The 13,063-nt window shown below is 64.4% G+C and carries 11 protein-coding genes; 5 read left to right on the plus strand and 6 right to left on the minus strand.

Annotation, left to right across the window (positions count from 1 at the left end; translation table 11 throughout):
* Positions 1-51 precede the first annotated feature (51 nt).
* From RGUI_RS18795 to RGUI_RS18810, 4 genes are all read left to right on the plus strand, one after another.
* Complete coding sequence (locus tag RGUI_RS18795; protein ID WP_081535689.1) at positions 52-1,833, plus strand: IlvD/Edd family dehydratase; 1,782 nt, start codon at positions 52-54, stop codon at positions 1,831-1,833.
* Positions 1,834-1,843: 10 nt separating this feature from the next.
* Positions 1,844-2,581 (plus strand): SDR family oxidoreductase, encoded by a 738-nt coding sequence (locus RGUI_RS18800; protein WP_081535691.1) that lies wholly within the window; start codon positions 1,844-1,846, stop codon positions 2,579-2,581.
* 375 nt (positions 2,582-2,956) lie between these two features.
* Positions 2,957-4,666: a tetrathionate reductase family octaheme c-type cytochrome gene (locus tag RGUI_RS18805; RefSeq protein WP_172841201.1), complete on the plus strand. Its 1,710-nt coding sequence runs from the start codon at positions 2,957-2,959 to the stop codon at positions 4,664-4,666.
* Positions 4,666-5,355 (plus strand): cytochrome b/b6 domain-containing protein, encoded by a 690-nt coding sequence (locus RGUI_RS18810; protein WP_081536177.1) that lies wholly within the window; start codon positions 4,666-4,668, stop codon positions 5,353-5,355. Before RGUI_RS18805 ends, RGUI_RS18810 begins: the two co-directional genes overlap by 1 nt.
* A gap of 24 nt (positions 5,356-5,379) precedes the next feature.
* Here RGUI_RS18810 and RGUI_RS18815 read toward each other — a convergent pair whose 3' ends face one another.
* On the minus strand, positions 5,380-6,519 hold the full coding sequence (locus tag RGUI_RS18815; RefSeq protein WP_081535695.1) for a mandelate racemase/muconate lactonizing enzyme family protein: 1,140 nt from the start codon (positions 6,517-6,519) through the stop codon (positions 5,380-5,382).
* Positions 6,520-6,593: 74 nt separating this feature from the next.
* On the opposite strand from RGUI_RS18815, the gene RGUI_RS18820 reads away from it, so the two are divergent.
* Positions 6,594-7,388 (plus strand): NAD(P)-dependent oxidoreductase, encoded by a 795-nt coding sequence (locus RGUI_RS18820; protein ID WP_081535697.1) that lies wholly within the window; start codon positions 6,594-6,596, stop codon positions 7,386-7,388.
* Here RGUI_RS18820 and RGUI_RS18825 read toward each other — a convergent pair.
* The 5 genes from RGUI_RS18825 to RGUI_RS18845 form a co-directional block, all read right to left on the minus strand.
* Positions 7,373-8,269 carry a DMT family transporter gene (locus tag RGUI_RS18825; RefSeq protein ID WP_081535699.1) on the minus strand — a complete coding sequence of 299 codons (897 nt, stop codon included), beginning with the start codon at positions 8,267-8,269 and terminating at the stop codon, positions 7,373-7,375. The genes RGUI_RS18820 and RGUI_RS18825 overlap by 16 nt on opposite strands.
* Before the next feature lie 8 nt (positions 8,270-8,277).
* Positions 8,278-9,000 (minus strand): SDR family oxidoreductase, encoded by a 723-nt coding sequence (locus RGUI_RS18830; RefSeq protein ID WP_081535701.1) that lies wholly within the window; start codon positions 8,998-9,000, stop codon positions 8,278-8,280.
* Complete coding sequence (locus RGUI_RS18835) at positions 8,997-9,890, minus strand: NAD(P)-dependent oxidoreductase (protein WP_081535703.1); 894 nt, start codon at positions 9,888-9,890, stop codon at positions 8,997-8,999. Before RGUI_RS18835 ends, RGUI_RS18830 begins: the two co-directional genes overlap by 4 nt.
* 24 nt (positions 9,891-9,914) lie before the next feature.
* Positions 9,915-11,405, minus strand: coding sequence for a UxaA family hydrolase (locus tag RGUI_RS18840; RefSeq protein ID WP_081535705.1), 1,491 nt, complete (start codon positions 11,403-11,405; stop codon positions 9,915-9,917).
* Positions 11,406-11,467: 62 nt separating this feature from the next.
* On the minus strand, positions 11,468-13,063 hold the full coding sequence (locus RGUI_RS18845; protein ID WP_081535707.1) for a TRAP transporter large permease subunit: 1,596 nt from the start codon (positions 13,061-13,063) through the stop codon (positions 11,468-11,470).

Raw genomic sequence — 13,063 nt, forward strand, 5'->3', positions numbered from 1 at the left:
CAGCACAAGCGGATTCGAAACCGCGACGGCCGTCAGACAGGGAGAACACGCATGGCAGACACCCGCGCGAACAAACGCTTCCGCAGCCAGGAATGGTTCGACAACCCCAACAACCCCGGGATCACCGCGCTTTACGTGGAGCGTTACCAGAACCAGGAATTCACACGGGAAGAGTTGCAGAGCGAACGCCCCGTCATCGGCATCGCCAATACCGGGTCGGACCTTGTGCCCTGCAACAAGATCCATGTCTTCCTGATGGACCGGATCAAGGCGGGCATCCGCGAGGCCGGCGGCGTGCCGATGGAATTTCCCGTTCACCCCCTGCAGGAAACCGGCAAGCGGCCCACCGCCGCGCTTGACCGCAACCTCGCCTATCTGGGGCTGGTCGAGATCCTGCACGGCTATCCCATCGACGGGGTGGTGCTGACCACCGGCTGTGACAAGACCACGCCCGCGATGTTGATGGGCGCGGCCACGGTGGACCTGCCCGCCATCGCGCTGAACGGCGGTCCGATGCTGGACGGCTGGTGGAAGGGCAAGCGCGCGGGATCGGGTACCATCGTCTGGGAAAGCCGGCGCCTGCTGGCCGAGGGCAAGATCAACTATGACGAGTTCATGGACCGGGTCTGTTCCTCTGCCCCCTCGCTTGGTCACTGCAACACGATGGGCACCGCCAGCACGATGAACGCCATGGCAGAGGCGCTGGGCATGAGCCTGACCGGCAATTCGGCGATCCCCGCCCCGTTCCGCGAACGGATGGGCATGGCCTACGAGACCGGCAAGCGCATCGTGCAGATGGTGCTGGACGATCTGAAACCGTCCGACATCCTGACGCGGGCGGCGTTCGAGAACGCCATCGTCGTCAACGCGGCCATCGGCGGCTCGACCAACGCGCCGCCGCATTTGCAGGCCATCGCCCGTCATGCAGGGGTGGACCTGAACGTGAAGGACTGGGAGACCATCGGTTTCGACGTGCCCCTGATGGTCAACATGCAGCCCGCGGGCGAATATCTGGGCGAAAGCTTCTTCCGGGCAGGCGGTGTGCCGGGGGTGATGGGCGAACTGGTGAAGGCCGGGCGCCTGCACACCGGGGCCATGACCGCAACGGGCAAGCCGATGGGCGAGAACCTTTCCGGCTGGGAAAGCCGGGACACCGACGTCATCACCACCTATGACGCGCCCCTGCGCAAGAATGCCGGGTTCAAGGTTCTGTCGGGCAACCTGTTTGACTCCGCGCTGATGAAGACCAGCGTGATTTCAGAGGATTTCCGCCGCCGTTTCCTGTCCGAACCGGGCACGGAAGGCGTATTCGAGGCCCGCGCCATCGTGTTCGAAGGGCCGGAGGACTATCACGACCGGATCAACGACCCGGACCTGAAGATCGACGAAACCTGCATCCTGTTCATCCGCAATGTCGGCTGCGTGGGCTATCCCGGCTCGGCCGAGGTCGTGAACATGCAGCCGCCGGATGCGCTGATCAAGCAGGGCATCAACCACCTGCCCACGGTGGGCGACGGGCGGCAATCGGGGACGTCCGAAAGCCCCTCGATCCTGAACGCCTCGCCCGAGGCGGTGGTGGGCGGCGGGCTGGCGCTGCTGCAAACCGGGGACCGGGTGCGGCTGGATCTGAACGCCTCCACCATGAACGCGCTGGTGGACGACGCCGAATGGGCGGCGCGCAAGACCGCATGGCAGGCGCCTGAGATCGAGAACCAGACGCCGTGGCAGGAGATCTACCGCACCCATGTCGGGCAACTGGCCGATGGCGGGTGCCTCGAACTCGCGACCGCCTATCAGCGGGTGGGCCGCAACCTGCCGCGCGACAACCATTAGGGAGGGACCCATGGCCCAGACGATCATCATCACCGGGGCCGGTCGCGGGATCGGCAAGGCCTGCGCCGAAGCGTTCCTTGAGGCTGGCTGGCAGGTCGGCCTTGTCGGGCGCACGGCGGAGCCATTGCAGGCGATGGCCGCGGCCCATGCGGGTGCGCTGGCGTTGCCCTGCGATGTGACGGATGAGGCGCAGGTCGATGCGGCCTTTGACACGGCCATCGCGGCATGGGGCCGGATCGATGCGCTGTTCAACAACGCGGGCGTGTCGGTCATGGGGGCGACCATCGACGAAATTGCCGTCGACGACTGGCGCCGCTGTATCGACATCAACCTGACCGGCAGCTTCATCTGCGCCCGCGCGGCCTTTGCCCGGATGCGCGCGCAGGATCCGCAGGGCGGGCGGATCATCAACAACGGCTCGATCTCGGCCCATGTGCCGCGCTGGGGCTCTACCCCCTACACGGCCTCGAAACATGCGATCACCGGGCTGACCCGGTCGCTCAGCCTTGACGGGCGGCCCTTCAACATCGCCTGCGGGCAGATCGACATCGGCAACGCGCTGACCGACATGGCCGCCAAGATGACCAAGGGCGTGCCGCAGGCGGACGGGTCGGTGAAGGTCGAACCGGTGATGGACGTGTCCAACGTGGCGCGGTCGGTGCTGCACATGGCCTCTTTGCCGCTGGATGCCAACGTGCAGTTCATGACCGTGATGGCCACCGCGATGCCCTTTATCGGGCGGGGCTAGCAGGCTGCTGAAAAACCAGAATCCCCGCCGTCGCAAGAGAATACCGTTCCTTGTAAACAAAGCTGGCCCGGGCTGGTCGCCCGGGCCAGCTTTGGACGATGGTGCGAAAGGTTTCGACCCTAGGCGCATGTCATGTGCTGTTTCAGCAGCCTGTTAGATGCCGGCGGCGCAGATATGTGAACATCCGTCGCGAAACCGGGTGATCGACGCAACGGTTTGACCTGACTCAAGGCTCGGCGACAACTTGCCGCAGGAATAATTTCCTTTCCCGCGATTCCGAAAGCTGTGTTTACAATCCTTAAGTGCGGGATGGGAGCCCGCATCTCCGGAGAACGGTCCGAAAACGGGCGACTCCGGATAGGGAGGAGACAGAGCATGACGCCAAGAGCGATGGTCTTGACGTGCGTGGGCCTGTTCTTCCTGCTTGCCGGTTACGGCATGGCAGGGGACAGGTTCGGCACGCCCGAATTGCCCGTCAGCGGTGCGGGCGAAGCGAAGAAATATCAAGAGGCCCATCCACCCAAGCCGCCTGAACCACCGGTCACAGGCCAGCAGTCCGGCCCGATGTTCGGCAAGACCGCGGACCACACCAAGTTCGAGGCCCTGAAAGGCCCGTTCGCCAACAATTTCGAGGTGAGCGCGGCCTGCGTCGGCTGCCATACAGAGGCCGAGGCGCAGATCAAGAAGACCATCCACTGGACATGGGACTATATCAGCCCGCGCACCGGCCAGCGTGTCGGCAAGGAAAACGTGATCAACAACTTCTGCACCAATGCCAAGAACAACGAGGGCATGTGCGCCTCCTGCCATATCGGCAACGGGGTCCGGGAGGGGGAGGAGTACACGTTCCAGAAGGAAAGCAGCGTCGATTGCCTTGTCTGCCATGACCGCACCGCTGGCTATTATCGTACCCCGCCGACCAAGGGGAATGCGGTCTGCGCCACGATGTTCGAGGGCCTGCCGCCCATCGACTATCCCCATGTCGCGCAAAATGTCGGCTTGCCCGGGCGTGAGAATTGCGGGTCCTGCCACTTCTTCGGGGGCGGCGGCGACGGGGTGAAGCATGGCGATCTCGACACCTCGCTGAAGAACCCGCCGAAAGAGCTGGACGTGCATATGGCAACGGACGGGGCGAATTTTGCCTGTACCCGGTGCCATGTCACCAAACACCATGCCATCGCCGGCAGCCATTACGAGATGGTCGCCCATGACGAACACGGTGTGGGTGGCCCCGGCGAGCTGCGTCAGGCCGCGACATGTGAATCCTGCCACGGCACCGAACCGCATCCCAAGCCCAGCCTGATCGGCTATCAGCTGGATGCCCATGCCGCGCGGATCGCCTGCCAGACCTGCCATATCCCGGAATTCGCGCGCGGTGGCGTGGCCACCATGACCGACTGGGATTGGGAAACCGCCGGAAAGCTGCTGGATGGCGCGGGCTATTACGAGGAGGAATATACTCAGGGCAATGGCGAGCATCGCCATACCTACTGGTCGATCAAGGGCAGCTTCGTCTGGGGCGAGAACCTGACCCCGACCTACAAGTGGTTCAACGGCGACATGCGCTATACCATGCCGACCGAGCAGATCGACGACAGCCAGCCGGTCGTCCCGATCAACGACGTGCTTGGGGATGCGTCCGACCCCGGGTCGCGGATCTGGCCGTTCAAGGAAATGCACACCCGCATTCCCTATGACGCCGGTAACAAGACGCTGGTTTACAACCATCTGTGGGGCGATGACGATGCCGCCTTCTGGGGTAATTTCGACATCGCGAAATCGATCGAGGCCGGGATGGAGATCGAGCAGCGCCCATTCTCCGGCGAGATCGGGTTCCTGCCCACAGTGTCCAACTGGCCGATCACCCACATGGTCGCACCGAAAGACGCGGCGCTGGACTGTTCCGCCTGCCACGCGCGCGACAGCCGTCTTGCGAAGGTGGCCGGGGTCTACATGCCCGGGTTCAGCCGGTTCGGTTGGCTTGAGACATTGGGCCTGGCCGGGCTTGGCCTGACGCTTCTGGGGGTGGTCCTGCATGGCGGTCTGCGGATCGCGCTGCGCAGCAACGGCAAGGGAGAGGAATGATGACCGACGCAACCGAGGCCGAATTCCGCGGCGAGGACGAACCCAAGCGCACGGTCATGATCTACACCGCGTATGAGCGGTTCTGGCACTGGTCCCAGGCGCTCTTGATCTTCATCCTTGCGCTGACCGGGTTCTCCGTACATGGGCTGTTGCCGATGGATTATCGTCTGGCGGTGCTGATCCATTCCTATGCGGCCATCGCGTTGATCCTGCTGTGGGTGTTCACGACCTTCTGGCATTTCACCACCAACCAGTGGCGGCAATACCTGCCGAAGCTGTCCAGCCTGTGGGAGGTCATCCGGTTCTATGCCTGGGGCATCCTGACCGGCGCGCCGCACCCCTATACCAAGTCGCTGAAGCGCAAGCAGAACGCGCTTCAGTCGCTGGCCTATCTGACCTTCATGGTGATCATCGGGCCGGCGCTTTGGGCCTCTGGCATCGTCTATATCCTGTTTCCGCTCTGGGCAAAGCTTGCGGCGGGAACGATTGCCTTGCCGCTGCTGGCGTTCATCCACACGGCGGCGGCCTACATGATGGTGATCTTCGTGTTGATCCATGTCTACATGACGACCACCGGCAAGACCGCGTTCCACTACATCAAGACGATGATCACGGGGTATGACACGATCCCGCTGTCCAAGGCGCAGGCCGCCTATCTGAGAGAGCAGGAACCGAACCGGCTGAAATAGCCCCGGCTTTAAATAGCCCCGGCTTTATTGAGGGTCCGGGGCGCGCCATTCGGTCAGCGCGTCCCGGTCGATATCAACGCCAAGTCCCGGCGCGTCGGGGATCGCGACGCGCCCGTTCTGACAGGCGATCGGGGTCTTCAGGATCGCCATGCGGAACGGGTTGTCGGTCTGGTCGAATTCCAGCCACGGATCGCTTGGCGCATGCCGCTGCGGCGAGGGCGGCAGGATCGTCAGCATCTGAAGGGACGCCGCCACATGCACGCCCGTCCCCCAGACATGGGGCACCACGCGCACGCCTGCGGTTTCCGCCATGGCGGCGATCTTGCGCATCTCGGTGATGCCGCCGCAGCCCGCCACGTCCGGTTGCAGGATATCGACGGCGCGGGCGTTCAGCGCTTGCGCATGGGCCGTACGGGTGTGCCATGTCTCGCCGCCCGCCACGGGGATGGGCTGGCCCCGGCGGACCTGAACATAGGCGTCAAGCTGTTCGGGAACGACCGGTTCCTCGAACCAGTCGATATCCTGATCGGCAACGGCGCGGCCCAGCCGGATCGCGTCGACCGCGTCATAGCCGTGATTGGCGTCGATCATCAACGCGCGGTCGGGCCCAAGAACCTGTCGCGCGGCGCGGACGGCCGCAACGTCAAGGTCATGGCCATAGCCGATCTTGATCTTGGCCGCCGTGAACCCCGCCGCCGCGTAGGCGGCCAGTTCATCGGCCAAGGCCGCCACCCGGTCGCGCCCCTCCTGCATGAAACCGCCCGTTGCATAGGCGGGCACCGACGACCGGTAGGCGCCACCGGCCAGCACATGCACCGGCATCCCGAAATGGTGCCCCGCGATGTCCCACAGCGCGATGTCGATCCCCGACTGCGCGGTGACCGTCAGGCCCCGTTGCCCCTGATCGCGGAACTGGTTGTAAAGATGGGTCCAGATCGGTTCGATCTGCAACGGGTCGCGCCCGATCAGAAGCGGCGCCATCGCCTGCACGATTGCGGCGTTGGGCCGGGCGGGGCCAAGGCATTCGCCCCATCCGGTCGTGCCATCGTCGCAGGTGATTTCCACCAGACAGGCCCAGCGTTCGGTGAAGGTCGAGAAGGAGGAATGAAACGGCACGTCCAGCTTGTGGCAGAGCAGGTGGGTCCGGATCTCGGCGATCTTCATGGGGCAAGCCTTGCGGTTGTCTGGGGCGGGGGTGCTGTTAGTCTGGCCCAAGGGAAAGCCAAGGGAGGAACAAGATGCAGCAGGTCCTGATGACGGGGGCTGCGGGGGGTATCGGCACGCTGCTTCGGCCGATCCTTCCGCGGCTGAAGGTGCGGATGCGGTTGAGCGATCTGGCCGACGCGATCCCGCAGGCAGAGCCCGGCGAAGACTGGATGCCGGGCGACCTGACCAACCCTGCGGACGCCGCGCGGCTTGTGGCGGGCTGCGATGCGATCCTGCATTTCGGCGGTATCTCGACCGAGAACCGGGCCGACCTGATCCACGAGGTCAACGTCAAGGGTACCTATACCCTTTACGAGGCCGCGCGGAAGGCGGGGGTCCGCCGCATCCTGTTTGCCAGTTCCAACCACGTTATCGGGTTTCATCCCCGCGAGACCCGGCTGGATGCCGACAGCGAGATCCGCCCCGACAGCATGTATGGCGTTTCCAAGGCCTATGGCGAGGCGCTGGCGCGGTACTATTGGCACAAGTTCGGGATCGAGAGCCTGATCCTGCGTATCGGGTCGTGCTTTCCCCAGCCGAAGGACCGGCGGATGATGGCCACCTGGATGAGCAAGGAGGACATGCTGCGCCTGATCGGGGCGATGCTGTTTGCGCCGCGGCTGGGCTGTCCGGTGGTCTATGGCGTGTCGAACAACCGCGAAAGCTGGTGGGACAATTCCAAGACCGCCTATCTGGGCTGGGTGCCGCAGGACAGTTCCGAGATGTTCGCGACGAAATTCGCGGATTACGTGCCCAATGACCCGAACGACCCGGCGATCCTGTATCAGGGCGGCAATTTCGCCAAGGCCGGTCATTTCGAGGATTGAGCTTTCAGCCGGCGCTCTCGCCGCCAGATGTAAAGCCCCGAGGCGATGATCACCAAGCCCCCGCCCAGCGTCCAGACGGTGGGCCATGTGGCGAAGACGAGGATCCCCGCGATGGCAGCGGTGAACACCTGGATATAGACCATGGGTGCGAGGAGGGAGGCATCGGCCCAGCGGTGGGCGATGGTCGCCGCGATATGCCCGCCTGCGCCGAACCCGCCGATCGCGAAGAAGACCACCCAGTCGACGGCGCGGTCGGGCCACATCCAGCCGCCAAAGACGAAGGGCGCCAGCGCCAGCGCGGCGGTGCCGCTTGACCAGATCTGCTGGGTGGAATTGGCCTCCTCCCCCGCCAGCATCCGCGTCATGATGAAATACATCGACGCCGACACCATCGCGGCAAGGCTGAGGAACATCGCGGGGTGAAACGCCGCGCCCCAGGGCTGGATCACCACCAGCACCCCCATGAAGCCGGTGCAGACGGCGAGGATGCGGCGGATGCCCACCCGTTCGCCAAGCAGCGGGATCGCCAGCAGAGTCACCGCGATGGGGCCGGCGAACATGATCGTCGTGGTCACCGTGATCGGCAGGAATTTCAGCGCCGAGAAGTTGAAGACCGTGCTGCCGAGCAGAAAGGCCGAGCGCAAGAGTTGCAGCCAAGGCCGGTTGGAGCGCAGCGCCGCGGCACCTTCCTGCGGCAGGTAAAGGGTCAGCGCCAGAAGCCAGTGCACGAGGTAACGGACGAAGACCACCTGCAGCGTCGGCAGCCCTGCAAGGATCAGCCACTTGGCCGAAGTGTCGATGCAGGTGAAGAAACACACCGCCAGCGCCATCAGCGCGACGCCCGCGGCTGTCTTGTCCTCGCGTGGGATGACCCTGCCCATGCCTTGTCTTACCCTACGGCCCAGCCGCCGTCGATCACATGGGCCTGTCCGGTGGTAAAGGCGCTTTCGTCAGAGGCCAGATAGATCGCCAGATGGGCGATCTCCTCTGCCGTGCCGATCCGGCCCATCGGTTGGCGTGCCTCGAACGCCTTGCGCGCGGTGTCATAGTCGCCCATCGCCCGCAGCCGGTCGTGCAGCGAGGGGCTGTCCACCGTACCGGGGCAGATGGCGTTGACGCGAATGCCCTTGGTGACAAAGTCGAGCGCCACCGATTTCGTCATCCCGATCACCGCGGCCTTGGACATGCCGTAGATACATCGGTTGGGCGCGGCGACGACTGACGACGCGACCGAGGCGATGTTGATAATCGATCCGCCGCCCCGTTCGATCATGCCGGGGATCGCGGCCTGCATCGCGTGGAACTGTGCCTTGACGTTCAGCGAAATGGCGAAGTCGAACTCGTCATCGGTGGCATCGAGGATCGTGCCGGAATGGACGAAACCCGCGCAGTTGACCAGAACCTCCGGCGCGGCGTCCCGAATGGCCGTGGTCAGCGCGGCCTTGTCGGTGACGTCCAGCGCGAAACTTTCCCCCGTCAGCCCCTGCAACAGGTCGGCGTTCAGGTCTGTCGCCACGATGTCTGCCCCTTCGCGGGCGAAACCTTCGGCGATGGCCCGCCCGATGCCCTGGCCCGCGGCGGTGATGAAGGTGCGTTTGCCCGAAAGTCTCATGCCGTTTTTCTCCCCAGATGGGTGGCCATCCACGCGACGAGTTCCGGAACCATCAGTGCCCCGTCGCCACTATCGCGTACCTCGCGCAGGGTGGCATCGGCCGCGCCCGACATGCGGCTGGCCTGTCCCAGATCCGCGGCCATCTGCCGGTAATATCCGACGTCCTTGGCCGCGTTCGCGACAGTGAAGGCAAGGTCGATCTGCCCGTCCGTCGCATAGGCCTTGATGAAGTCCATCATGCCGGAATGGTTCGGTCCCGCGGCCATCACGTCATAAAGTTCCTGCCGCCCGATCCCCGCGGCATCGGCCATCGCGAACGCCTCTGACATGGCGCAGGCGGTGGTCATGGCGAAGTAGTTGTTGATCAGCTTGATCGTATGCCCGTTGCCCAGCTTGCCAAGGTGAAAGACGTTCTCCCCCAGCACGTCCAGCACCGGTTTGACCTTGTCATAGGCCGCCCGGTCGCCCGCGCACATGATGTTCAGCTTGCCGTCCTTTGCATGGGCGGGTGTCCGGCCCAGGGGCGCATCCAGATAGGTCGCACCCTTTTCAGCCAGCGCCGCACCGATCTTGAGGGTCGAGGCGGGCAGGGAGGTGCCGAAATCGATGATCACCTGACCGGGCTGGGCGCCGGCCAGAAGACCATCCTCCCCGTAAACGCGGCTTTCGACCTGGTCCGATGTGCCGACGCAGATCATCACGATATCGACCTCCTCGGCCAGCGCCTTGGCCGTTTCGGCCTCGGTCGCGCCGTGGTTCAGCGCCTCGTCCACGCCGGTGCGATCCCGGTGGCCCAGAACGGTCAGCTCATAGGCGCCCTTTTGCAGGCATTCCACCATCGCCCGGCCCATGAGGCCCAGCCCGATAAATCCGATACGGGGTAAGTCCATCCGCTATTGCCTTTCCGTTGTCCGCTACATCACCGCGCCGATCTGCCACGGGACGAATTCGAAATCGCCAAGGCCCTCCGCCTCCGACTTGCTCTGTTCACCGCTCGCCATGCGCAGCCACATGTCGTAGATTTCGCGCCCGACCTCCTCGACGGTGGCGCCGTCGGTCAGGATGCGCCCGGCATTGACGTCCATGTCATCGCTCAGCCGCTCGTACATCTCTGTATTCGTCGCGATCTTCATCGAGGGCGAAGGCTTGGCGCCAAAGGCGGAGCCGCGCCCGGTGGTGAAGGCCACCAGATTGCAGCCCGAGGCGATCTGCCCGGTGACGGAGGCCGGGTCGTAACCGGGGCTGTCCATGAAGACGAAGCCCTTCGCCGTCACCGGTTCGGCATAGTCGTAGACGCCCATCAGCGGCGTCGTGCCCCCCTTGGCCGCCGCGCCCAGCGATTTTTCAAGGATCGTGGTCAGCCCGCCCGCCTTGTTGCCGGGAGAGGGGTTGTTGTCCATGCTGCCGCGGTTGCGCGCCGTATAATCCTCCCACCAGCGGATCAGGCCGATCAGCTTCTCGCCGATCTCGCGCGTTGCGGCGCGGGCGGTCAGCAGATGTTCGGCGCCGTAGATCTCGGGCGTCTCGGCCAGCACGCCGGTGCCCCCCTGCGCCACCAGCAGGTCGCAGGCATATCCCAGCGCGGGGTTCGCCGTGATCCCGGACCACGCATCCGATCCGCCGCATTGCAGGGCGACCATCAACTCCGACGCCGGGCAAGGGGTGCGCTGCGCCGCGTTGACCTCTGGCAGCATGGCTTCGACCTTGGCAATGCCCAGATCGACGGTCTTGCGCAGCCCGCCGACGTCCTGAATGTTCATCGTCTGGAACAGCGGGCCCGGCGTCAGGCCATAGGCCTCGATCAGCCAGTCGATCTGCATCATCTCGCAGCCAAGGCCCGCCATCAGCACCCCGCCGACATTGGGGTTGCGTGCATAGCCCCAAAGGACCCGCTGCAACGCCTGAAACCCGGTGCCGTCCCCGCCCATCGCGCAGCCCGTGCCGTGGACGAAGGCCACCACGCCATCGACATTGGTATAGGGGGCCAGACGCTCTGGCGTGAAATGGCCCGCGATCATCCGCGCCGCGGTGGCAGAGCAGTTCACCGAGGTCAGAACGGCGATATAGTTGCGCGTGCCGACACGGCCGGACGCCCGCCGATAGCCCAAGAATGTGTCGATCTCGGGCGCCGGGGGCACGGGACGCAGGTTGGTGGAGAACTCGTACTCCGTCTCCACATTCCGGAAGGCGAGGTTATGGGTGTGCACATGGGCCCCCGGCGCAATGTCCCCGGCGGCGTAGCCGATGACTTGCGCGTATTTCAGAACCGGCGCGCCGTTGGGGATCGTCTGTGTCGCCAGTTTGTGGCCGCGGGGGATGGCCTCAATCGCCCCGTCCTCCCCGACCTTCAGGGGCGTGATCGCGGTTTCGACATTGTCCGCATCGGAAAGCCGGACGGTCTTCATGGGGGTCCCCTCGTCAAAAGGGCCGGGGCAGGTCTGCCGCCCCGGCTGAGACTGCAAGCCCGTTACAGGAACAGGGTCACGATGGGCGGCCAGATCAGCAGCACCGACAGCGCCAGAAGCTGAATGCCGATGAAGGGCAGGAAGCCGCGGAAGATATCGGTCAGCGAGATATGCGGCGGCGCCACCGATTTCAGGTAGAACGCGGCCGGACCAAAGGGCGGTGAAAGGAAGCTGACCTGCATGTTCATGCAGAACACCACCCCGAACCAGATCGCGACGTAGCGCGGCTCCAGCGAGCCGAATACGCCGATCTCATCCACCGGCAGGCGCAGCACGATGGGCAGGAACACCGGCATGATCAGCAGCACGATCCCGATCCAGTCCATGAACATGCCCATGATCAGGAAGATCACCATCATCACAAGGATGATCCCCATCGTCGGCAGGTCCGCCCCCACGATCAGGTTGGCCACGTAATTCGGCCCCCCCGCCAGCGTGTAGGCCGCGGCCAGCGACGCCGCACCGATGGTGACCCAGATGATCGTGCCGGTGGATTTCAGCGTGCGCATCAGGCTGTCCCACACGATCTCGAACGTCATTTCGCGCCGGATCAGGCCGATCACGAAGACCGCGACAACGCCCATGCCCGCAGCCTCTGTAATGCCGGTGATGCCCCCGTAGATGGAGCCCAGCACAACCCCGATCACGATGATCGGCGCGATCAGGCCCTTGCCCATTTCCCAGCCCTTCGCAGTGCGTTCGCGACCAGCCACAAGGAACATCGCCGCCGCGGCCAGCGCGAAGGCCCCGATGATCCACGGAATGTCGCTGACCATGCCAAGGAAGATCGGGTCGACCCCCGTTGTCACCGCGTTGCTGCCGGTGACCGTGAAGAACAGGTTGCGCAGCAGCAGAACGCCGGTGATCCACATCGTGAAGCGCGAGGCGAAGCCGAGGAACATCAGGGCCTTTTCGGCGCCCTTCGGATCGCCGGGCTTTTCCTCGGGCAGGGGGGCCATCGACGGGTTAAGCCGGGTCGTCAGGATGATGTAGATGATGAAGAACGAGGCCAGCATGAACCCCGGCAGGAAGGACGCGGTGAACAGCGCCTTGATCGAGGTTTCGGTCACCAGCCCGTAGAAGATCAGCACGATGGACGGCGGGATCATGGTGCCAAGGCTGCCCGAGGCACAGATCGTCCCGATGGCGAGGTTCTGGTTATAGCCCAGCCGCAGCATCTGCGGCAGCGCGATCAGGCCCAGCAGCACGACCTCCCCCCCGATGATGCCCGACATCGCCGCCATGATCACCGCCATGATCGAGGTCACGATTGCGATGCCGCCGCGAGTGCGGGAGAGCCACATGTTCAGGGAGTTGTACATGTCCCGCGCAATGCCCGATCGCTCCAGCAAGGACGCCATCAGGATGAACAGGGGCACCGAGATCAGGACGTAGTTGGTCAACTGGCGATAGATTGCCTGCCCCAGCACCGATAGCGGCCCCTGCCCGAAGGTGCGGAACAGGATGTCGACGTCGAATTTCAGAACCAGCGTGACCACGGCCAGAAAGGCCGAGGCAAAGCCAAGGGGCATCCCGATCGCCAGAAGGGCGAACATGGACAGGAGGATGATGAGGCTGAGTGTGCCGATATCGACCAT

Source organism: Rhodovulum sp. P5 (assembly GCF_002079305.1).
Lineage (GTDB): Bacteria > Pseudomonadota > Alphaproteobacteria > Rhodobacterales > Rhodobacteraceae > Rhodovulum.